A 20,467-nucleotide genomic window follows, 5' to 3' on the forward strand; every position below is an offset into this window, starting at 1 on the left:
AGTTACTTCCTATCCTCGTCCTTGGAAACTGCGGCTCCGCTGGAGTGGGAGTGCCCGCCATGATTGTGGCCAAACAGATGCATCAGCGGGCATAGCAGCAGGATGAGGTATGGCAAAGCCTGCGAAAGATGACCGTAATGCTCGCGCGCGACATAGAAGATGCCGATTACGGCCAGCATGATCAGTGCGATGCCAATCTTGCTCTTCCAAAAAGGTGGTTCCGTAGTGCCAGTGTGGTGCGTGTGATCCATGACAATAGCCTCGGTTCAATGACCATAGAATCAGCATAGGTTGCTCTAGCCAGGCAGAGTTGACGCGTATCAATGGAGTTCAGCGTACGGTCACCTTACCGACCATTCCCGACTGATAATGTCCAGGAACATTGCAGGCGAACTCCAGATCAGTAGCGTCGGAGAAGGTCCAGATCAGCTCTTCGCGTGCACCTGGCTCGACCAGAACGCTGTTGGGATCGTCGTGCTCCATGCCGACCATCTTCATGCCGCCCATGGCGTGGTCCATTTTGCTCATGTCATGCGCTGCAGTCGGGGACAGCGTGCCGTTCTGAAACATCGCAGCCATCTCTTTCTGATGCGCGGCATGGGATGCCGCTTTGCCAAGATTGAATTCGTGTAGCAGTGCACCGTCATTTTTCAGGACGAAGCGAACTGTCTCGCCTGCTTTGATCTCCATTGCTTTGGGTTCGAAGAAGATGTCCCCCATCCGGACTTCGATGGTGCGATCTACTGCCTGACCGTCTCCCGGTTGCCCAATACTGTCTTTCTTGTGGCCCGGGCTGGCCAGCGCATTGGCAGCACTGAGCAGTAAACCAAGGGTGGTGATTATGAAAGCGGGTCTGAGTTTCATGGTGTGCCTCTGAGGTGTTGAGGAGGGATGAGTCCCGATGCTAATGAGGTGCAACTGGCGGTACGCTGACGCGAAAACTACATCGCAGTAAGGTTCGTCAGATCGGTGCTACCCAGCCCGCGGCCAACGGGTAGCACCGGTGCCGGACTAACGCAGAGCAAACTCACCGACCATCCCCGCCTGGTAATGCCCAGGCAATGTACAGGCGAAGCTCAAACTGCCCGCCTGAGGGAAGGTCCACACGAACTCTTTAGTTGTGCCGGGCTCGACGAGAACCGCGTTCGGGTCGTCATGCTTGGCTTTGATGACTTCCGGATAGCCTGGAGGGTTGGAGTCTCCCGTGCCATAACGCTCATGCCAGACAATGCGCTCGGCCATGCCGGTCGGGGTCAGTGTGCCGTCCTTGAACAAGGACGCCATCTTGCGCTGGTGCTCCAGCTGGGACGCTGCCTGCCCGATGTTGAACTCGTGCATCAACGCGCCCTCGTTCTTCAGAACGAAGCGCACGGTTTCACCTGGCTTCACATCGATCGTTTTCTGGCTGTAGTTGATGTCGTCCATCTTTACCAAGATGGTACGAGTCGCTGGCGTCGCCTGGGCCTGCTGCCCAATGCCATTGCTACTGCCGCCGACCTCGGCAAATGCCGGAAAGGTGGTGCTGATGAACAGAGTGCTGATCAGCAGTTTAAGGGGTAAGCGTTTCATGGTGAGACCTCGAGATGGGTGCTGGAAATCTCATGCTATTCCCCGCTTGCTGCCAGGCCGCTGACCCCAAAACTACAATTGCGTCAGCTGGGAAAAAGCACGGCGCCATAAAGGCGCCGCTAGGCCAAAGGAGCAATCACGGAAGGCCTGGAAGATGGGAAAATCCTTATCGATGGCACTCTTTGTCGGCCATCATTAGCTTGTGCTCGCGGATCATTTGAGCCAGCACGTCGTCTACCAGCTTGTCATGCTTTTCCATCCAGGCCAGATGCTCTTCGGCAGACATGTTTGGCGCGGGATGTTCGTTGTGCAGCTGGCTCATGATGTCTTCGAGCATGTTCATATGCTCCTTCATGTGCACATGCCGCTCGCCGACCGGGGCCTTCTCCGCCTGGATCAGCACGGCTTCTGCTTTGTCGCGCATCTGCTGGATGCGCTCGAATACACGGTCGCTGCCCCCTTCGGCCCAAGCCATGGAAGACAGCAGTAGCGAACCAACCAGAAGCAAAGGTTTCAGCGATTTCATGGGCAGTCTCCATCAGTGCAAACTATGGCCGGCACCTCTGCTTTTGGTCTGTCGAGGGCCGAGAGCACAACCTAGTACTCATGCTTGCACCCTAGACAAGCCACCCTGTCAGTGAGCTGAAGTCAGAATTACATTTTCGTAAGCTTCTGGTTGGGGCCGCGGTTTGCCTGCAAACTCAGGCCACCCGACTTTTGGAGTCTGCACACATGAAACTACTGGTAGCTGAAGACGAACCCAAAACCGGTACGTACCTCCAGCAAGGTCTCACCGAGGCTGGGTTCAATGTCGACCGGGTTATGACCGGTACAGATGCCCTTCAGCATGCACTTAGCGAAGCCTATGACCTGCTAATTCTGGATGTAATGATGCCTGGGCTGGACGGTTGGGAAGTGCTGCGCATGTTGCGCGCAGCAGGAAAAGACGTCCCCGTACTGTTCTTGACGGCACGCGATGGTGTGGAAGACCGCGTAAAAGGGTTGGAGCTGGGTGCGGACGACTACCTGATCAAGCCATTTGCTTTCTCAGAGCTTCTGGCCAGGGTCAGAACGCTGTTGCGCAGAGGTAATGGTTCGCCGACGCAGACCACCATGAAAATTGCCGATCTGGAAGTCGATCTGATGAAGCGGCGTGCGATCCGTGGCGGGAAAAGAATTGACCTGACCGCGAAGGAGTTTTCACTGCTGGAACTGCTACTGCGCCGGCGCGGCGAGGTGCTCCCGAAGTCGCTGATTGCCTCTCAGGTTTGGGACATGAATTTCGACAGCGACACCAATGTCATTGAGGTTGCGGTACGCCGGCTACGCGCAAAAATCGATGACGATTTCGATCTCAAGCTGATTCATACCGCCCGCGGCATGGGATACATGATGGATGCTCCGGAGTGAATATGAAGCACCTTTCGCTGACCGCACGCATGAGCCTGATGTTCATGTCCGCGGTAATTGCAGTCCTGACGGTAGCAGGGCTGAGTTTCAATATGCTCAGCCAGCACCACTTCAAGATGTTGGATCGGCAGGCCCTGGTGGAGAAACTCGAATCCGCCAAACATATCCTCAACAATGCTCGCGGTGAAGCGAGCCTTTCGGAAGAATTACCGCAGTTGCGAGCTTTGCTGGGAGCCCATCAGGATCTGGCCGCCACTATCCTGGCCAGTGACGGTTCTGTACTGTTTTCCGACCCCAGAGCAGTCGAAGTACCTGAGCGTTTCAGACGTGCAAATGAGCAGAGCATGTGGGAGTGGCAGAACGGCCAACACATGTACCGTGGCATGACGGAGCAAATCTCGGTAGCCGATCAGGCTGAGCCGCTCACTGCGTTGCTGATTCTTGACGTCACCAATCACACACACTTTTTCGACACGCTGCAACGATGGTTTTGGATTGGATTGGTCATCAGCGCCCTGTTCAGTGCCGCACTCGGCTGGGTGGTTGCTCGCAGCGGCCTTAGGCCTCTGCGGCAAGTCACTCATGTGGCCTCCGGGATGTCCGCTCGCTCGTTACAGGAGCGAATCCCTCTCGAACCAGTGCCGCGGGAACTTCAGCAACTGGTTCTCTCCTTCAATGCGATGTTGGCTCGGCTAGAGGATGCCTTCGTTAGGCTCTCCAATTTTTCGGCCGACATTGCCCACGAGCTACGAACTCCAGTCAGCAATCTGATGACCCACACCGAGGTCGTGCTGAGTAAAAAACGCGATATCAATGCCTATGAGGAGAATCTGTACTCCAACCTGGAGGACTTGAAGCGCATGTCTCGGATGATTGATGACATGCTGTTCTTGGCCAAGGCTGATAATGGCCTGATCATCCCCGAGCAGGCCAGGATCGAACTGGCTGACGTAGTCTTCAAGCTGTTTGACTACTACCACCTTCTGGCCGAAGAGCGCGGCATTGAGCTATCGCTCACAGGCAAAGGCCAAGTGCTGGGAGATCGGCTGATGCTTGATCGCGCGCTATCCAACTTGCTGTCCAATGCGCTGCGCTACACGCCGGCGGGACAGACAATTTCGGTTCTGATCCGCGAGACAGAGGACTCCACTACCTTCAGTATCGAGAACCCAGGGGACACAATCAGCTCAGAGCATCTAGAGAAGCTCTTCGACCGTTTTTACCGGGTTGACCCCGCTCGGCGGGAGGGCAGCCCGAGCAACGCCGGGCTCGGGCTTGCAATCACCCGATCCATCATTGAGGCTCACAAAGGCCGCATCTGGTGCACCTCAGCGGCTAGCCTCACGGGCTTTCACATCGAATTGCCCCATCCCAGATAATGCCGGTCTGGCGGTAAGTAGGCTACAGCTAACCGCTAGCCCAACTTGACAGGGTGGGTGCAGGTGCAACTCGACTGAGCGCAGATTGCATTCGCCATCCAGATAGGTAACGAGCGGTGAGCTGACACAAGAGGAAACTGCGGGTAGTCGCAGGCGACCGTCTCGCCGCTTTCCAGCTCCTCAGCTTCCAGCGTCTCGCCATCGGTAGCGAGCACATATTTAGCCTTGGCACGGGCCGTCGCGGGGCTGGCCTTCAGTGCCGCCAGGGTTTCGGTGACCTTGCCTGGCTCACACACAGCCAAATGGATATTGCTGGTCTGCAGTACGCCGCCCAGATCGGACTTATTGGTTGCACCCGAACGCAGGCGCTTGAGGGTGGTTTCCTTGTTACCGAAAGCCTGCAGGAAGGCATAAGGGAACTCGACCCGGTCAAACGGCTGGCTGGCCAGGTCGGTGATGGCTTGTTCGATTTCTACGGCGTTCATATAGGGCTGTTCCGATCACTGCTGCCAAGGCGGCACAGGGGGCCTTTAGGCCCACCATCCATGCAAAGTGCATGGATGATAAAGGAACGAGCATTGGCATGTGAAAATGATCCTGTGCCCCATGGAAGCTATCAAAAACTGCTGAGGACGTGGAACGCTGCAGCCAGGACGCATCGCCAAGCCAGTCGAGTGGGCTATGCGAAGAAAACTGCTATCCCCCGCCTACACCACTCGCTGGTCTGAGTTAATGGTCGCAAAGGCGAACTAGCCACTACCCTCGACTGGTACCGAATCCTCGCTGACGATCCCCGTAGGACTTGGTCGCTTTCTTACACAGGTAGCTGGCCCGGTGGAACAGATCCGGTAGCTCATCAACAAGAACCTTGTGTTCTGACCATGCAACCTTCCGCATACGGGGATGCCGATCTATCCGATACGTTGGATTGTCGGGGATATGTACCAGCCCGTCGACCTCATGCTTCGACAACCGCAGTGCACTGGCCCATGACTCTTCTATCCGGCTGATCATGTTGACCCTCTCTGAGCGCAGCAGCCCCAGGGTGTAATAGGCATCGCGGTTCAACAGGATCAGCAGGTGATAATGCTGCCGGCCTGCCTGACCTATTTCTCTCGACCAGACGTACCGTACTTTGCAGCCACGCGAATAGCCACGATCAGCCACTCGTTCCTGGTGGTACTGGATCTTCTTCGTAAACGATTCGAAGAATCGGCTGATGACCTGGTTCGTATAGGCGTAGTCAGGTAGCAGGACGCCTTGAGGCAAGTGGAGGTCAACTCTGAAGGCTAAGACCCTCGGATACTCAGCTAATGCCAGGTCTATGGTGCGCTTGAGATCGGACAGGTGCTCACGAATGAAAGGCCCCTTGTCACGCATCAAGCGGAAGCCCTCAAAGGTGTCGTCGTAGTGAAGATGCAGATTGGTATTGGCTGGATGACGAAGCGGGTAGCGTTGGATGGTGTCGGTATCGTTGAGCATGGTTATGACCTCTCGTTGGTGGAGTTTCATAACCTTTTGTCTACTGTGTACTTTTTAACCGCTACCTTGCTCGCCTGATCCGTTGGTTGGTCTCTCTGGACACGCTGTAGTGTTGGCCTCTCAGATGGTGGATCAGTGTCCGACTCCCTGTGTAGGTCAGTGAAGGTTGCTACTCGGTTAGGCGTGAACCCTTCGGGGGGTAATAGCTAGTAAAAGCATAATACCCGCACCGCAATTTCCTTCGCCGAGCTGCTCGGGCAAAGCCACCTCAATCGTCCCGCCATAGCGGCAATTTTTGCCGAGTTCGGATTTCGGAAATAAATCAAGCTGAAGAGGCCTGAGCCAGATATCGAAGAGGCTGTCGGGGCGGCGGGAGCGACACCGCCACGACTTGCCATGCGAGGCCGCACAGCCAGTGACTGAACGACGGCATAAGCGCCATGACCAGCCGAAGCTGATCATGGCGCAGGAGCGGTTCTAGCCGGCCATACTCAGGTGGCCAATCGGGCGCGTAGCAGCACCCTCAGCCTGGTCACGCTCCTCAATCCTGGCCAGGATCCAGTCGTGCACCTCGCTATCGACCCAGCCGACGCATCGGTCGCCCAACGATACCGGTTTCGGGAAGGTGCCTTCCGAGATGTACTTGTACAGGGTCGACCTAGACAGGCCAGTAGCAGTGATCACGTCTTGTAAGCGGAAAATTCGCATCAGCAGGGCTCCTCTGTATGTCCCAGAGGATCTGCGAGGGCCGTATAAAATGACCTGCCTGTTGCTCGCCTAGGGGGCCCTGGTCAAAAGCCTTACGTCATAGCGAAGGGCCGAGTCCAGCGCATCCTCACGGACATACGAGTCAACCCTCCCACCGCGTACGTCCCATACCCAAAGGCATATGTTGTTATCTCTCGGTGCGGGATGAACAACCAGCGACACAATGCTGAGGCCATCCTTTCTCACCGGAGCTGGAATGAGCCGAACCAGGTGGGGCTTGTATCCTGGCCAGACTTTCATACGGCGCAACCCCTTGTGGATGCTTTCCGCCCACCGGCAAGCCTCGGCCTGGAAACTTTCCCTCAAGCCTCCCCAACCAGCGTACGCAGTCCGATCAGAATTAACGGTCAACGGACCGCCCAGCTCTTCAGCAATCCTTTTGGAAATTTCCGCTTTCGCATCACCCAGGTCGCATTCTGGATCTGACCAAATAGCCGTCAGCAGATACGACGTATGGCTTGCCAGCTTGTGATAGAGCAGATCCAGCACATAAGGCTTTTGTCCTTGCTTTGGCTTCAGCGCATTTAGCGCCTCTGTCGTCGGCATTGCCGCGCCGAGTATGTCGTATCTGCCCGGCCCATGCGTTACGTATACCACTACCCCCCGTTCCCTCTGTCTCAAACGAAGCTGCGGGTGATCCAGGTTTAGGTAGTAGATGCTCGTTACCTTTGAGCCAACGAAGACCCCATGCGACAACCCCGGCATATAGCTCCTAACGAACCCCAAGCTCAAAAGACGCTTCAATTGATGCTTGATCGATAAGGTGTCGAGACCAGTCATAGCCCTGAGCCTAGGCCCTCCAAGCCCGGCCACTACACCGCACTCGTCAGCCTCACTGAGAAGGGCCGCTAATAAAACCCGGGTAGCAGCCCCCAACCGCCCCTTGGCACCAGGAGCTGCAGGCCGACCGTCTTTGCGCGTCGCAGTACGGGGTGGCTTTTCCTCATGCCCTGTCGATGCCGTCGTTTCACCGTCCCTAACTGCGTGAATCTCCGGTTCAAGAAAAAGACGAAGCATCAGCTCGCGATGAGTGAATTCTGGGTCTGCCTTGACGAGCACTCTAAGCAAGTTTTCTGAGGCTACGTAGCTGACATCAGGACGCCCAACCCTGCCGTCCTGCTTGCACTTCTTCAGAAGCCCAGCCCTGACCAGCTCTTGCGAAGCATCCCAGACAAACCTTTCCGTCAGACAGAGTTGCTTCGCTACAGGCTTGATCTTGTAAGGCACGTCCAGACTGACGTCATTCCGACAAACAAAAGCCTGCAAAAAAAACCGTGCCTCTGCATCTGCTTCTATATCTGATAGAGCTATCATGGCCGTAAAAATCTTAATCCAAAAATAGAAATTGAGATTTTATACCCTATTTTATCAGAACAGTTAATTCAGTTAACAAGACCGTTAACGATGCATTTAACATGCTAATTAACAAATCAGTTAACACCTCATAATTCACATCAGCTAACACATCAGTTATCTTTTCTGTTAACAGGCTTGGCATAGCGAGCGCCCACGGCATGGTGGTGGAGCTCAGTAAGAGGAGAGAGGTGGATGGCGAGGACTGAAGGCAAGCCGAGCTGGCTCAATGAGGATGATCATGAAGAGTGGCAGTGGGCCGCGAACTATCTGTCCAAACACTGCCCTGATCGACTCAAGGACAAGCTCAGCCTGATGGCCGCGACGATTTTCAGCTCGCTTGTCAGATCGATCCATGCCCTAGAAAAAGAGGCCGAAGGCGTAAAGCTCATTCAGCGACTGAGAAATGCCATCCGGCAACGGCGCTATCGAGCGACAGAGGGTGGCCGGCAGACGTGCTCCTTCACCCTCCCCAAAGCAACCAAGGCAAAGCTCAAGACCTTGGCAAAAAGACACAAAATTACTGAAACAGGCGTGATTGAAAGCCTGATCGAGGTAGCCTCTAAACAGGTTTCCATTAACAAAGAGGAAGCCAGGCACGAATCTCAGGCAATGAAAGCCATACGCAACGCACGCAAGCTTGAACAAGAGTTAGCCAAGATCCGCATTGATGAAACCTGGAAGCAGCTGCGCCATTGCATAAAACAGCTTGCGCAGTGGGAGGCCTACCTAAAGGAAACACTCCCTGCGCTATCCCCCGAGGAAGAAGCCGCTGCAACGCCTCTTGCAGAGGAACACCTGCGTGTAATCCAAGAGGCCATCGACGCCGCCGTATTCAAGCATAGAGAGATGAGCCCAAGAGCCATCTGAAATCATCGCCCCAGGGCAGCGACCCACCAGAGTGTGGGTCAAAGTGTGGGTCAAAGTAATTTATAAATATAAAATCTTATAAAATCAATGAGATACAACAATAATACACCGGCCACAAGCCGGCCTTTTTATTGCCTGAGATTTTTCATCAGCCCTGTGTGCCCGAGCGCAGCTGCACTTCGGCACTCACCTCCTGAGCCAGTAGCCAGTCGAGCGCCTCATCCCACAAGGGCGCCAGTGTCGGGCGGAAATAGCCCATGTGGCCAATCGCTTGACCGGCTGAGACCGGCAGATCGCGGCGCTCCAGCGTTGCGTTGCGGTAACCCACGATAAAAGCGTCACGCGAGCGCGGCAGGGCCCAGAGGTCATCCTCGGCATTGGCGAACAGGCAGGGCATGCGCACGTCCGCGAAGCGGCGTACGGTGTCCGCCATCTGCGGGTCATCAAAGAAATAGCGGGGGAAGCTGCACCAATGCCGCCAGTCCCGATAAACCCCACGCGGCAAGTCCTCACCCATACCGAGCAGGCTCCAGGCCAGATAGCCCTTGACCCGGACGATCAGCGGTAGCACACCACCCCACATCAAGCGCACCTTGAGCGCCTCCAGGCCAGGCATCCAGCCAGCCCAGCCGGCGCCCGTACCAAAGCAGTAGGCTGCGGCAATACGTGTCTGATTGGGTAGCAGCCCCAGCGCGTGCCCGCCGAAGGAGTGCCCCATCCAGTACAGAGGCTGATCGTCTTTGCCCAGGTAATCGACGGCGGCCTTGAGATCAAGTAACGCCCAGTCCAGATAGGCCATGTCGAAGCCTTTGAGGGAATCGGGCTTGGAGTCGCCAATGCCTCGGTAGTCGAGGGTCAGCACGGTGAAACCGCGCTGACTGGCGTGCTCGGCAAAGCGCCGGTAGAAGCGCTGTGGCACCCCCGTGGCAGACGCCATCAACAGGTTGCCCCTGGCCTTGCCCTACGCCGGATAGCGGGTCGCGCCCAGGGGGTAACCATCGTCCGCCTGCAAGGTGAACTGTTCGGGAGAAGTGCTGGCCGTCATCGCTGTATTCCTGTCTCGTTCCGGGGGTGGCGCAGTGCGCCGCCCAGCAAAACTAAACAAACGTTCGGTAATCGTCAAATTGAGTCAATACGGCGCATGACATAGAATCAACCGCACTTATCGCTGACAGGATGCTGCTGTGCGCCCCCCCAAGATTTCTCGCGATGAACTGCTGCAGCACTGTGCCAGAACCTTCAAGCGCCATGGCTACCATGGCACGACCATGGACATGCTGGCCCAGGCCTGCGGCCTGACCAAGGCCTCTTTCTACCATCACTACCCGAACAAGGATTCACTGCTGCGCGATGTGCTGAGCTGGTCTCACGAGCGCCTGAAGCATTCCCTGTTTGCCCTGGCCTACGATGAGTCGCTACCCGCTGCCGAGCGGCTCAGCGTGATGGGGGAAAGGGCCAAGCGCCTGTTTCAGGACGACTCAATTGGCTGCCTGATGGGCGTAGTGGCGATGGACGCGGCCTATGGCAATGAGACGTTGATGGCACCAATCCGTGACTTCATGGATGACTGGGCCAGGGCCTTCGCCTGCCTGTTCGAGGCGCAGCATGGCGCCGAGCAGTCTCTGCAACAGGCTCGCCAGCTGGTCGCCGACTTCGAAGGCGCTATTCTGCTGGCGCGCATCTACGCCGATCCCGGCTATATCGATGCAGTCTGCACACGGGCGGCGCGCCAGCTGCAGGCCTGATCAACCGGCCGCTGTCAGCGCGATGATGACCGGCCCGCACACCGCCAACAGGACGTTGGAGATGGCATAGCACACGGTAAAGCCGACCACCGGGGTATTGCTGCCGGACTGCTCGATAATCTTGTTCATCGACGCCGCTTCGGTCTGTGCCCCCGCCAGGGCGCCCAACAGGATCATCGGGTGCAGGCGCAGGACATAGCGGCCGAAATACAGCGCCACAAGGGGCGGCAACAACGTCACCACCACGCCCGAAATCAGGATCGCCACCCCATGTTCCTGCATCGCCGCAATTGCCGCCGGGCCGGCCAGCAGACCGACCACAGCCCCAAAGGCGGTCAGACCGAACTCGGAGAAGGCCCACTGTGCCGCCGGCGGCATGGCCCCCAGCTCAGGATGCCGCGAGTTGATCCATCCGATGACCAGCGCCACCACCAGCACGCCACCGCCCACACCAAGCTCCACCGGAATCATGCCGATATGGGTCGATAGCAAACCCAGCAAAGAGCCCAGCGCCATGCCCAGCGCATGCACCGCGATATCGGTTCGGTAGTTTTCCTTGCGGATGCGCCCCAGCCGCGCGGCCAGCGACTCGACGCTGGCAGTACGTCCAGCCAACGCGATGACATCACCACGGCGCAGCACGGTATCCGGCAGTAGAGGCAGCTCCAACCCTTGACGGGTGATGCTGCGCAGGAAGCAGCCCATACGCTCGACACCCACCAGCTGGGACTTGATCTGGTGAATGGTGTGGCCGGCAAACTCCTTGCTGGTCAGCACGATATCGACTTTCCGGGTGGGGAAGGACATCGACTCTGGATGGTCGACTTCCTCACCAATCCAACCGGCCAACTCACCAACGGCCTCACGCAGGGCATACACCCCCACGATGTCGCCCTCGGCCAGGATCAGCGACGGATCACGCTCGATCACCTGCCCGCCCCGAACCACCCGTTCGACGCTGAAAGACGGATGCCTGGCCTCCACCTCGGCAATGGTCTGCCCCAGCGCGGAACCACCACTCATCACCCGATGAGCACGAACTACGATGCGCGTGTAAGGCACGGTGATGGCGTCTTCGTTCTTGGCGATCCCCAGTTCCAGCTCCAGCTCGCGGGCCGAGCTGACCAGATCAATACCCAGCAGGCGCGGCGCCACGCTGCCGACGAAAACAATCAGCCCGACCGTGCCAAACAGGTAGGTGATGGCATAGGCGATGGCCATGTGGCTGTTCAGCTGAGCCTTCTCCGCGGCACTCAGGTCCAGATGACTGATCGCACTGCTCGCGGTCCCCATGATCGCCGTGTCGGTCAGCGCGCCGGCGCCCAGCCCGGCCGTGAAGCCGGCGTCGAACTTGTAGATGCTGAACATCAGCATGATGCTGGCCAGCGCCACGCCACAGAGCACCACGGACAGCACCACCAGTTTGAGCGTGCCGCGGTTGAGACTGCCGAAAAACTCCGGGCCGCTCTTGAAGCCGATGGCATAGATGAACAGCACAAAGAACACTGACTTGAGTACATGCGGCACCTCCAGGCCGATCTGCCCGATCAGCAGGCCCATCAGCAACGCCCCCGCCACCGAGCCCAGGTGGAAGCTGCCCAGCCGCAGGCGTCCGATCAACACACCCAGTGAGATAGCCAGGAATACCGCTATCTCGGGTGTGGCCCGCAGTGCATCGAGAATGAAGTCGAGCATGTGCTTCTCCCTGTTACTGAACAAGGCCGCCGCCGGCAGGCCGCTGCATGATCACTCTTGCGCAGGCTCCCGGGCGGGCGCCTTGAACCAGTGTTCACGCGGCACCAGCTTGTCGCTCTGCGGGTCACCCAGATAGTGCGGCGACATGATCTGTACGCCGTACTCGTTGAACACATCCTGAATATTGGCGTGCAGCATGCTCAGCAGCACCGCCCGTGGCAGCGGCTGGCTGGGGATGGCCTGGGCCACGAGGCGGTACTCCGGATAGAAGTCCGACAGGGCCGTCTGAAACACGATAGGCTCAGGTTTCTGCAGTATGCCGTCGGTACGCCGGGCGGCCTCCAGCAGCATGGCTTCGACCTGGCGCCAGGGCGTGTCGTAGCCGATGGTGACCACCGTATCGACGATGTAGCCCTCGCCCTGCACGGCTCGCGAGTAATTCTTGGTCACCGCGCCGGTGATCATCGAATTGGGAATGGTCAGCACCTCACCCAGGCCGGTGCGGATAGTGGTGGTGAACATGCCCATCTCGGTCACCGTACCCTCGTGTCCGCCCACCTGAACAAACTCGCCGGGGCGCAGAGTGCGTGAATAGGTAAGGATCAAACCCGCCGCCGCCTGACCGACCACACTGGAGGCGCCCAGAGAAATCATCAGACCGATCAATACCGACAGCCCCTTGAACGCTTCGGTACCGGCCCCCGGCAAATAGGGATAGGCCATGGCCAGGGCAAACAGCCAGATGGCCAACGACGTCAATCGAGTCGTCGGTTGCAGCGTCTCGTGACTCAGCCAGCTGATGGTGCCAGGACGCGCCATGCGCTTGAGCAGACTGCGCATGAAACCACTGATGCCACGGGCGATCAGGAAGATCGTCACGGCAATGGCCAGCCCCGGTAACGCACCGACAATTCCGTCGAGCAGATAGCGAGCCATGTGCAACAGATAGATGTTGAGGCTCTCTCCCCAAGGCCGGGTATAGGGGAACTGCGACAGGACGAAGCTCAGCCATTGGTAGCTGAACAACAGCACCAGCAGCCAATAGATCAGCCACAACAGACGATTGACCAGGTAATACAGGTTCTGCATGTCAATGATTGGGGTGTGCCCGACCTTGAGCATGCGGGTGTGGCGCTGCATGACTTGGGGAATCAGATTGAGCAACTTGCTGCGCACAAAGCTCGCCCCACGCAACAGCGCGATATAGAGCAAAGTGGCGATCGCCGAGAACCCAGCCGCCTTTAGCAGGAAGCGTACGTTACGCGCCTCACCGCTCTCCTCCACGACCAGGCGCAGATTGTCTGCCGCCACCTGAGCCGCTTCACGCACCGAGGTCTGACCTACATCCAGATCCTGAGGCGTCACGATGAAGGCCCGACTGTAGCCCAGCAATACCATGTAACTCTGCTGGATCGGGTCGATGCTGACCTTCAGCTCATCATCCCCAGCCAGTGCTTCGTTAATGACAGCCCGCGCGCGCTGCACCCTGAGCGCAGGCGTTTCCCCCAGCAAGGTCGCGCGAAACACCATCACACTGCGATTGGCCAGCTTGAGTTCTACAGCCTCTGCCGCAGGTGCCGCAGCCGCCTTTTGCTCTGCCGTTTCCACTGCCTCTGCAGCCACACCGACAGCCGACCAGAAGAGCGCAGCAAGCAGCGCTCCCCATGCAAACATCCGACGCCCCATGACACTCACCCCAATGATTAGACCGCCTCAACGCATGGGGTCTGTGCCCCTGCAACATTCCATTGCACCGCTGACAAGCAAGCGTAGCGCAGCTCCGTAAACGCGCATGGCAGCAGCACAGCGGCGACCGAGCCGAATCATTCCAACCTTGCCGCCGTAGCCTGCTACTTTTCTTGAGGGGCCACATTGCAACCGATAGCCATCATCCAAGCTGCATTCAGCGCATGACCACAGGAGTGCTCAATATGCCGGGACTTTATCGCTCACGCCGACGCCTGTTCTGCGTCGCACCGCTGCTATTGGCAGCGAGCCCGAGCTGGGCGGGCGGCATCATGATTTACGAGGCCGGCAACGAAGGTAGCGGCCTGGCCAACGCCGGAGCGGCGGCGCTTGCCAGCGACCCCAGCGTATTGATGAACAACCCCGCCGGCCTGACAGAACTGGCCGGCACGCAGATATCCGCCAATGGCCAGTTGATCCTGGGCGACCTGACCTTCTCCCGCGACGGCAATAACGATTTTTCCGGCAACGAAGGCGGCAACATCCTCAAATACCTCCCCGGCAGCAGCTTCTTCGTCAGCCATCAGATCAACGAACGGGCCAGCATCGGTTTCGGTATGTATGGCAACTTCGGCCTTGCCGTTGACTACGACGATGACTGGGCCGGGCGCTATTTCACCCAGGAGTCGGCCATTCTGGGGGTATCGCTACAACCCACCTACGCCTACAAGATCAACGATGACCTCTCCATCGGTTTCGGACCACGCCTGATGTATGGCTATTTCCGCACCGAAGTGGCAGTCAACAACAATGTGCTGGGGCTGGCAGACCGTGAAGATGGCCAGCTGGAATACAAGGACACCGATGTCGGCCTTGGCTTCAATATCGGCGCGCTCTACCGCCTCAATGAACGCACCAGACTCGGTATTGCCTACACCAGCAAGGTCGACCTGGAGTTCGAAGACAAGGCCAGCCTCGACGACATCAGCAACCCCTTGCTGAACTTGGCCCTGCAACGCGCCAACCCCAGCGGCCTGGAGATAGACATGGAGGTGCCACAAACCGCCGTGCTCAGCCTGGCCTATGACCTGGACTCACAATGGAAACTGCTCGGCAGTCTCGGCTGGCAGGACTGGAGCGAGTTCGGCAAGATCGGCGTCGAAGTGGACACGGATCTGGCGGGCACCAGCACCAGCGTCGACCGCCAGTACAAGGACACCTGGCATGCCTCCCTCGGCGCACAGTACCAGGCCACCCGCCAATTGCGCTGGAGCATGGGGGTGGGTTACGACAGTTCGGCGGTCGACGACGAAGATCGCACCGCCGACAACCCCATGAACGAGAGCTGGCGCCTGGCCACCGGCATCAACTATGCGGTGGACGAGGGGCTTGACCTGCACATGGCCTACACTCTGGTATGGCTGGGCGACATGGACATCAACCAGACCAAGAGCAGATCCGGAGATAGCCTGTCTGGCAGCTATGACAACAGCGCCCTGCATATCATTGGCGGAGGCGCTACCTGGCGCTTCTGATCATGCAAACGCCCACAAAAAAGGCCGCATCAGCGGCCTTTTTCATGACAGCACCGATCAGGCGAACGGATGACGCAGCACGATGGTCTCGTTGCGATCCGGGCCGGTGGAGATGATGTCGATCGGCGCACCGACCAGCTCTTCCACGCGCTTGATGTAGGCACGGGCAGCCGCCGGCAGCTCTTCCAAGCTCTTGGCGCCGACGGTCGAGTCGGTCCAGCCCGGCATCTCTTCGTACACCGGCTGCAGGCCGATGTAGCTGTCGGCGTCGGTCGGCGCGTCGGTCAGCAGGTTGCCGGCGGCATCCTTGTAACCGGTGCAGATACGGATGGTTTCCAGGCCGTCGAGCACGTCCAGCTTGGTCAGGCACAGTCCGGAGATGCTGTTGATCTCGATGGCGCGGCGCAGGATTACCGCGTCGAACCAGCCACAGCGACGGGCGCGACCGGTGGTGGAGCCGAACTCGTGGCCCTTCTTGGCCAGGTAGGCGCCGGTCTCGTCGAACAGCTCGGTGGGGAACGGACCGGAGCCGACACGAGTGGTGTAGGCCTTGGTGATACCGAGGATGTAGTCCAGGTACAGCGGACCGAAACCGGAGCCGGTGGCGGTGCCGCCGGCGGTGGTGTTGGAGCTGGTGACGTAGGGGTAGGTGCCGTGGTCGATGTCCAGCAGCGAGCCTTGGGCGCCTTCGAACATGATGTCCTTGTCGGCGCGACGCAGCTCGTGCAGCTCGGACGTGACGTCAGTCATCATCGGGCGCAGCTGCTCGGCATAGGCCATGCACTCATCCAGCGTCTTCTGGAAATCGATGGCCGGTTCCTTGTAGTAATTGACCAGCACGAAGTTGTGGTAGTCCAGCAGCTCGCCGAGCTTGGAAGCGAAGCGCTCACGGTGGAACAGATCACCGATACGCAGGCCGCGACGGGCCACCTTGTCTTCGTAGGCCGGGCCAATGCCGCGACCGGTGGTACCGATCTTGGCATCGCCGCGGGCCTTCTCACGGGCCTGGTCGAGCGCCACATGGTAGGACAGGATCAGCGGGCAGGACGGGCTGATGCGCAGGCGCTCGCGCACCGGTACGCCCTTCTCTTCCAGCTTGGTGATTTCGCGCATCAGGGCGTCGGGGGCGACCACCACACCGTTGCCGATCAGGCAGCGCACGCCTTCACGCAGGATGCCGGACGGGATCAGGTGCAGTACGGTCTTTTCACCGTCGATGACCAGGGTGTGGCCGGCATTGTGACCACCCTGATAGCGCACTACCGCGGCGGCCTGCTCGGTCAGCAGGTCGACGATCTTGCCCTTGCCCTCATCACCCCACTGGGTGCCCAGGACGACGACATTCTTACCCATAACACTTGTCCTCTATTCGGAAAGCTCGATGCCGGCCGCAGCCGGCGGAAAACTCGTCAGGACGCCAGCGGCGCCACTTGCCAACGGCCATCGCGCAGCTGCAGCTGGCGATCACAGCCCGCCTCGCTCGCTGCGCTCACATCCTGCTCAGGCAGGGCCTGAACCACGCGAACACCTTCGCTGCGCAGTCGCTGCACGGTCTGCCACAAATACAGATCATGGTGGTCAGGCGCCCAGACGCCGCCGACTTGAGCCTCGGCCTGCATGTCACCCAGCGTCACCAGCGTCTTCAGGTCGGTGGAGAAGCCCGTGGCGGGGCGCGCACGACCGAAGTTGCCGCCTACATCATCGTAGCGGCCACCCTGGGCGATGGACTGACCGACACCCGGCACAAAAGCGGCGAACACCACGCCTGTGTGGTAGTGGTAGCCGCGTAGCTCGCCGAGGTCAAAATACAGCGGCAGCTCGGGGTAGCGCAGCTCCAGCTGGTCTGCGATGGCGACCAGTTGATCCAGCGCTGCGTGCACTTCAGCTGGCGCCTCGACCAGGCAGGCCTGGGCCAGGTCCAGCACTTCGCGACCGCCACACAGCTCGACCAGTGCGCGCAACATGCTGGCCAGGTGCGGCTGCAGGGATTCGGTGAGCGCATCAACCTCATCGACAGCCTTGCGCTGCAGGGCGTCAAACAGCTGCTGCTCGGCCTCGCCGGACAAGCCTGCCGCACGAGCCAAGCCGCGGTAGATGCCGACATGACCGAGGTCCATGTGCACATCCGGCACGCGGGCCAGCGCCAGTGTGTCGAGCATCAGGCTGATGACTTCCACATCGCTGGCCGGGCTGGCGTCGCCATACAACTCGGCACCCAGTTGGATCGGGCTGCGCGAGGTGGCCAGGGCACGCGGCTTGGCATGCAGCACGCTACCGGCGTAGCACAGGCGGCTGGGGCCTTCGCGGCGCAGACTGTGAGCATCCATCCGCGCCACCTGCGGGGTGATGTCGGCGCGAAAACCCATCTGCCGGCCTGACAGCGGATCAGTCACCTTGAAGGTACGCAGATCCAGATCCTGACCAGCACCCGTCAAAAGGGACTCAAGATATTCGATGTGCGGAGTAACGACGAACTCGTAGCCCCAGCGCTGGAACAGATCCAGTACCTGGCGGCGCGCCGTTTCGATCAGTGCCGCTTCCGGCGGCAGTACTTCTTCGATGCCATCTGGCAGCAGCCAGCGGTCTACCGTTGCCATTTCGCCATTCCCCTCTCGGTACGGGCGGCAGCCTTCAGTGAAGCAAATAAAGGAGGGCAGTTCCCAGCAGCATGCTGGCCAGCCCCATGAGGCGCAGCTGACGATCGGACAGCTGAGCCAGTTGCGTGATAGCCCCACGCCAACGTCGCGGATAGAGGAAGGGCAGGATGCCTTCCAGCACCAACATCAGACAAATCGCGATGCCCAGTTCCTGCCACATGATTCCCGCAGACGCAAAAAAGCCGGGCTTTTTCCCGGCTGACTCATGATAACACGTTTTCCCCGAAGATCACCCCGATGCGGCCGAATGGCCGCGCCGGGGTGACTGGATTAGGGCTTGGACTGCTGCAGATAGCGGAAAAACTCGCTATCGGGGTCCAGCACCAGCACATCGCTCTTGCTGGCGAAGCTATCGCGGTAGGCGCCCAGACTACGGTAGAAAGCGTAGAACTCTGGGTCCTGCCCATAGGCCTTGGCATAGATGGCTGCTGCCTTGGCATCGCCATCACCGCGGATTTCCTCGGACTCGCGATAGGCCTCCGCGACAATCACTCGCTTCTGCCGGTCAGCGTCGGCACGAATACCCTCGGCCAGCTCGCGACCCTTGGCGCGATGCTCGCGGGCCTCGCGCTCACGCTCCGAGCTCATGCGATCGAACACGCTGCGATAGACCTCTTTGGGCAAATCAATGGCCTTGACGCGAACGTCCACCACCTCGATGCCCAACTCCTTCTGCGCCATGCCGTTCAACGACTTGGTAATGGCCGCCATCAGCGCGTCACGCTCACCGGAAACCACTTCATGCAGAGTGCGGGTACCGAACTGGTTGGCCAGTGCCGTGATCAAACGCTGGGACAGACGGTCATCGGCAATCTGGCGAATGCCGGAAGTCGCCGTGTAATAGCGCTGGGCATCTGCCACGCGCCATTTGGCGTAGGCATCGACCATCACCGCCTTCTTCTCCAGCGTCAGAACACGCTGGATTGGCGATTCCAGAGTCAGCAGGCGTGCATCGAATTTGCGCACCTGGTTCATCACCGGCACTTTTACATGCAGGCCAGGCTGCACGTCAGCTTCAGCAATCTTACCGAACTGCAACAGCACCGCCTTTTCCGTCTGATTGACGATATACAGGCTGTTCCAGCCAACCACGACCAAGACCACCGCAGCAATCAAGGCAAACAGGGATTTATTGCTCATCAGCGGCTCTCCCTCGTGCGCAGGTCACGCTGCTGCATGTCCTTGATGATGCGCGAACCGGCGTCGCTATTGCTCGAAGTCGCAGAAGCAGAAGTGCCAGAGCGCGAATCGACCATCTTGTCCAGCGGCAAGTAGAGCAGATTGTTTTGCCCTTCCTTGCTAGTGACGAGCACCTTACTGGTGTTGCCGAAGACTTCCTGCATGGTGTCCAGATACAGACGCTGACGGGTCACTTCAGGGGCCTTGCGGTACTCGGTCAGCAGCTTGCTGAAGCGATCTGCCTCACCCTCTGCACGTGAAACCACCTCGTCACGGTAACCGTTGGCATCTTCGATGATGCGCTGAGCCTGACCACGCGCCTCGGGAACCACCCCATTGGCGTAGGTCTCGGCCAGGTTCTTCTCGCGCTGCTCATCTTCACGGGCACGAATCACGTCGTCGAAGGCGTCCTTCACTTCGGCCGGCGCCGTGGCGCGCTGAATGTTGACCTGGGTAATGGTGATACCCGTGCCATAGTCATCGAGGAAATCCTGCAGACGCTTGCTGACTTCGGTACCCATCTGCTCACGCCCCAAGGTAATCACCTCATCCATCGAGGTGGAACCGGCAACGTGGCGTAGAGCACTCTCAGTAGCGTGCTGCAGACTGACCTCAGGCGCATCGACGTTGAGCACGAAGTCCTTCAGGTTGCTGATCTTGTACTGCACGGTCAGCGGCACCTCGACGATATTCTCGTCCTCGGTGAGCATCTGCCCCTGCTTGGAGAACGAACGCTCGCGAGTGACGTTCTCCTGGAACTTCTTGTCGATCGGCGGGAAGTAGATATTCAGACCCTGACCCACGGTGTCGTGATACTTGCCAAGACGCAGAATCACCGCCTGCTCCTGAGCATCGACGATGTACACGGCATTCCACAGCCAGACCGCGCCAAGCAGCGCAGCACCGATCCAGAGCAAACCGAAACCGCCGCCCTGACCATTGTCATTACGTTTTTTGCCGCCACCGAAGATACCGTTCAGGCTCTCCTGCAGTTTGCGGAAGGCTTCGTCGAGATCCGGCGGCCCCTGGCGTCCGCCGCCCTTGCGGCCACCCCAGGGATCCTGATTGTTCGAGTTGCCACCCGGCTCATTCCAAGCCATAGCGCTCTCCATCTGATAAAGCAAAGACGCGCTCACGAC

At 58.8% G+C, this 20,467-nt stretch carries 20 protein-coding genes and 2 pseudogenes; 6 read left to right on the forward strand and 16 right to left on the reverse strand.

Going from position 1 to position 20,467, the window contains the following annotated elements; all coding sequences use genetic code 11:
• Nucleotides 1-2: 2 nt before the first annotated feature.
• From P7A97_RS16035 to P7A97_RS16050, 4 genes are all read right to left on the reverse strand, one after another.
• Nucleotides 3-251, reverse strand: coding sequence for a DUF2933 domain-containing protein (locus P7A97_RS16035; protein WP_009686142.1), 249 nt, complete (start codon nt 249-251; stop codon nt 3-5).
• Nucleotides 252-330: 79 nt separating this feature from the next.
• On the reverse strand, nt 331-864 hold the full coding sequence (locus P7A97_RS16040) for a plastocyanin/azurin family copper-binding protein (protein ID WP_169967924.1): 534 nt from the start codon (nt 862-864) through the stop codon (nt 331-333).
• A gap of 147 nt (nt 865-1,011) precedes the next feature.
• Nucleotides 1,012-1,569: a plastocyanin/azurin family copper-binding protein gene (locus P7A97_RS16045; RefSeq protein WP_021221949.1), complete on the reverse strand. Its 558-nt coding sequence runs from the start codon at nt 1,567-1,569 to the stop codon at nt 1,012-1,014.
• Nucleotides 1,570-1,735: 166 nt separating this feature from the next.
• Nucleotides 1,736-2,095 (reverse strand): co-regulatory protein PtrA N-terminal domain-containing protein, encoded by a 360-nt coding sequence (locus P7A97_RS16050; RefSeq protein ID WP_003246763.1) that lies wholly within the window; start codon nt 2,093-2,095, stop codon nt 1,736-1,738.
• Nucleotides 2,096-2,301: 206 nt separating this feature from the next.
• Here P7A97_RS16050 and P7A97_RS16055 point away from each other — a divergent pair, with 206 nt between their 5' ends.
• Together P7A97_RS16055 and P7A97_RS16060 are read left to right on the forward strand one after the other, a co-directional pair.
• Nucleotides 2,302-2,979, forward strand: a complete 678-nt coding sequence (locus tag P7A97_RS16055; RefSeq protein ID WP_004374688.1) for a heavy metal response regulator transcription factor — start codon at nt 2,302-2,304, stop codon at nt 2,977-2,979.
• A 2-nt stretch (nt 2,980-2,981) separates the two neighbouring features.
• Entirely contained in the window at nt 2,982-4,358 is a 1,377-nt protein-coding gene (locus P7A97_RS16060) for a heavy metal sensor histidine kinase (protein WP_012018612.1), read from the forward strand.
• Nucleotides 4,359-4,489: 131 nt separating this feature from the next.
• Here P7A97_RS16060 and P7A97_RS16065 read toward each other — a convergent pair.
• Nucleotides 4,490-4,843 (reverse strand): annotated as a pseudogene (locus P7A97_RS16065) (type IIL restriction-modification enzyme MmeI); the annotation flags it as partial.
• A gap of 157 nt (nt 4,844-5,000) precedes the next feature.
• Between P7A97_RS16065 and P7A97_RS16070 the strand changes: the two are divergent.
• On the forward strand, nt 5,001-5,111 hold the full coding sequence (locus P7A97_RS16070; protein WP_225850683.1) for a DUF4113 domain-containing protein: 111 nt from the start codon (nt 5,001-5,003) through the stop codon (nt 5,109-5,111).
• Nucleotides 5,112-5,114: 3 nt separating this feature from the next.
• Here the strand turns inward: P7A97_RS16070 and P7A97_RS16075 are convergent, their stop codons facing one another.
• From P7A97_RS16075 to P7A97_RS16085, 3 genes are all read right to left on the reverse strand, one after another.
• Nucleotides 5,115-5,840, reverse strand: a complete 726-nt coding sequence (locus P7A97_RS16075) for an inovirus Gp2 family protein (protein ID WP_034019520.1) — start codon at nt 5,838-5,840, stop codon at nt 5,115-5,117.
• A 477-nt stretch (nt 5,841-6,317) separates the two neighbouring features.
• The gene (locus P7A97_RS16080) at nt 6,318-6,548 is read right to left on the reverse strand and encodes an AlpA family transcriptional regulator (RefSeq protein WP_034019465.1); all 231 of its coding nucleotides are present in this window, start codon (nt 6,546-6,548) and stop codon (nt 6,318-6,320) included.
• Between the two features lie 69 nt (nt 6,549-6,617).
• Entirely contained in the window at nt 6,618-7,922 is a 1,305-nt protein-coding gene (locus P7A97_RS16085; RefSeq protein ID WP_034019463.1) for a hypothetical protein, read from the reverse strand.
• Between the two features lie 234 nt (nt 7,923-8,156).
• Between P7A97_RS16085 and P7A97_RS16090 the strand changes: the two genes are divergently transcribed.
• Nucleotides 8,157-8,831 carry a hypothetical protein gene (locus tag P7A97_RS16090; protein WP_034019461.1) on the forward strand — a complete coding sequence of 225 codons (675 nt, stop codon included), beginning with the start codon at nt 8,157-8,159 and terminating at the stop codon, nt 8,829-8,831.
• 148 nt (nt 8,832-8,979) lie between these two features.
• Here the strand turns inward: P7A97_RS16090 and P7A97_RS16095 are convergent.
• A pseudogene (locus tag P7A97_RS16095) lies at nt 8,980-9,876 on the reverse strand (alpha/beta fold hydrolase).
• 139 nt (nt 9,877-10,015) lie between these two features.
• Here P7A97_RS16095 and P7A97_RS16100 point away from each other — a divergent pair.
• Nucleotides 10,016-10,576, forward strand: a complete 561-nt coding sequence (locus P7A97_RS16100; protein WP_277691027.1) for a TetR/AcrR family transcriptional regulator — start codon at nt 10,016-10,018, stop codon at nt 10,574-10,576.
• Here P7A97_RS16100 and aspT read toward each other — a convergent pair whose 3' ends face one another.
• Both aspT and P7A97_RS16110 read right to left on the reverse strand, forming a co-directional pair.
• Nucleotides 10,577-12,271, reverse strand: a complete 1,695-nt coding sequence (gene aspT / locus P7A97_RS16105; RefSeq protein ID WP_277691028.1) for an aspartate-alanine antiporter — start codon at nt 12,269-12,271, stop codon at nt 10,577-10,579.
• A gap of 51 nt (nt 12,272-12,322) precedes the next feature.
• On the reverse strand, nt 12,323-13,945 hold the full coding sequence (locus P7A97_RS16110; RefSeq protein WP_277691029.1) for a mechanosensitive ion channel domain-containing protein: 1,623 nt from the start codon (nt 13,943-13,945) through the stop codon (nt 12,323-12,325).
• Nucleotides 13,946-14,202: 257 nt separating this feature from the next.
• On the opposite strand from P7A97_RS16110, the gene P7A97_RS16115 reads away from it, so the two are divergent.
• Nucleotides 14,203-15,492, forward strand: coding sequence for an OmpP1/FadL family transporter (locus P7A97_RS16115; RefSeq protein ID WP_277691030.1), 1,290 nt, complete (start codon nt 14,203-14,205; stop codon nt 15,490-15,492).
• Between the two features lie 57 nt (nt 15,493-15,549).
• Here P7A97_RS16115 and P7A97_RS16120 read toward each other — a convergent pair whose 3' ends face one another.
• The 5 genes from P7A97_RS16120 to hflK form a co-directional block, all read right to left on the reverse strand.
• Complete coding sequence (locus P7A97_RS16120) at nt 15,550-16,845, reverse strand: adenylosuccinate synthase (RefSeq protein WP_277691032.1); 1,296 nt, start codon at nt 16,843-16,845, stop codon at nt 15,550-15,552.
• 56 nt (nt 16,846-16,901) lie between these two features.
• Nucleotides 16,902-18,089, reverse strand: a complete 1,188-nt coding sequence (locus tag P7A97_RS16125; protein WP_277691034.1) for an ATP phosphoribosyltransferase regulatory subunit — start codon at nt 18,087-18,089, stop codon at nt 16,902-16,904.
• A 34-nt stretch (nt 18,090-18,123) separates the two neighbouring features.
• The gene (locus P7A97_RS16130) at nt 18,124-18,309 is read right to left on the reverse strand and encodes a DUF2065 family protein (protein ID WP_277691036.1); all 186 of its coding nucleotides are present in this window, start codon (nt 18,307-18,309) and stop codon (nt 18,124-18,126) included.
• A gap of 110 nt (nt 18,310-18,419) precedes the next feature.
• Nucleotides 18,420-19,289 carry a protease modulator HflC gene (gene hflC / locus P7A97_RS16135; protein ID WP_277691037.1) on the reverse strand — a complete coding sequence of 290 codons (870 nt, stop codon included), beginning with the start codon at nt 19,287-19,289 and terminating at the stop codon, nt 18,420-18,422.
• Nucleotides 19,289-20,428: an FtsH protease activity modulator HflK gene (gene hflK, locus P7A97_RS16140; protein WP_277691038.1), complete on the reverse strand. Its 1,140-nt coding sequence runs from the start codon at nt 20,426-20,428 to the stop codon at nt 19,289-19,291. Before hflK ends, hflC begins: the two co-directional genes overlap by 1 nt.
• Nucleotides 20,429-20,467: the final 39 nt, after the last annotated feature.

Source organism: Pseudomonas sp. GOM6, from assembly GCF_029537485.1.
Classification (GTDB): domain Bacteria; phylum Pseudomonadota; class Gammaproteobacteria; order Pseudomonadales; family Pseudomonadaceae; genus Aquipseudomonas.

What these genes read in the sequence shown, in the direction of transcription:
- P7A97_RS16035 (WP_009686142.1), bottom strand. Translation starts at nt 251, where the DNA reads ATGGATCACACGCACCACACTGGCACTACGGAACCACCTTTTTGGAAG.
- P7A97_RS16040 (WP_169967924.1), bottom strand. Translation starts at nt 864, where the DNA reads ATGAAACTCAGACCCGCTTTCATAATCACCACCCTTGGTTTACTGCTC.
- P7A97_RS16045 (WP_021221949.1), bottom strand. Translation starts at nt 1,569, where the DNA reads ATGAAACGCTTACCCCTTAAACTGCTGATCAGCACTCTGTTCATCAGC.
- P7A97_RS16050 (WP_003246763.1), bottom strand. Translation starts at nt 2,095, where the DNA reads ATGAAATCGCTGAAACCTTTGCTTCTGGTTGGTTCGCTACTGCTGTCT.
- P7A97_RS16055 (WP_004374688.1), top strand. Translation starts at nt 2,302, where the DNA reads ATGAAACTACTGGTAGCTGAAGACGAACCCAAAACCGGTACGTACCTC.
- P7A97_RS16060 (WP_012018612.1), top strand. Translation starts at nt 2,982, where the DNA reads ATGAAGCACCTTTCGCTGACCGCACGCATGAGCCTGATGTTCATGTCC.
- P7A97_RS16075 (WP_034019520.1), bottom strand. Translation starts at nt 5,840, where the DNA reads ATGCTCAACGATACCGACACCATCCAACGCTACCCGCTTCGTCATCCA.
- P7A97_RS16080 (WP_034019465.1), bottom strand. Translation starts at nt 6,548, where the DNA reads ATGCGAATTTTCCGCTTACAAGACGTGATCACTGCTACTGGCCTGTCT.
- P7A97_RS16085 (WP_034019463.1), bottom strand. Translation starts at nt 7,922, where the DNA reads ATGATAGCTCTATCAGATATAGAAGCAGATGCAGAGGCACGGTTTTTT.
- P7A97_RS16090 (WP_034019461.1), top strand. Translation starts at nt 8,157, where the DNA reads ATGGCGAGGACTGAAGGCAAGCCGAGCTGGCTCAATGAGGATGATCAT.
- aspT (WP_277691028.1), bottom strand. Translation starts at nt 12,271, where the DNA reads ATGCTCGACTTCATTCTCGATGCACTGCGGGCCACACCCGAGATAGCG.
- P7A97_RS16110 (WP_277691029.1), bottom strand. Translation starts at nt 13,945, where the DNA reads ATGTTTGCATGGGGAGCGCTGCTTGCTGCGCTCTTCTGGTCGGCTGTC.
- P7A97_RS16115 (WP_277691030.1), top strand. Translation starts at nt 14,203, where the DNA reads ATGCCGGGACTTTATCGCTCACGCCGACGCCTGTTCTGCGTCGCACCG.
- P7A97_RS16120 (WP_277691032.1), bottom strand. Translation starts at nt 16,845, where the DNA reads ATGGGTAAGAATGTCGTCGTCCTGGGCACCCAGTGGGGTGATGAGGGC.
- P7A97_RS16125 (WP_277691034.1), bottom strand. Translation starts at nt 18,089, where the DNA reads ATGGCAACGGTAGACCGCTGGCTGCTGCCAGATGGCATCGAAGAAGTA.
- P7A97_RS16130 (WP_277691036.1), bottom strand. Translation starts at nt 18,309, where the DNA reads ATGTGGCAGGAACTGGGCATCGCGATTTGTCTGATGTTGGTGCTGGAA.
- hflC (WP_277691037.1), bottom strand. Translation starts at nt 19,289, where the DNA reads ATGAGCAATAAATCCCTGTTTGCCTTGATTGCTGCGGTGGTCTTGGTC.
- hflK (WP_277691038.1), bottom strand. Translation starts at nt 20,428, where the DNA reads ATGGCTTGGAATGAGCCGGGTGGCAACTCGAACAATCAGGATCCCTGG.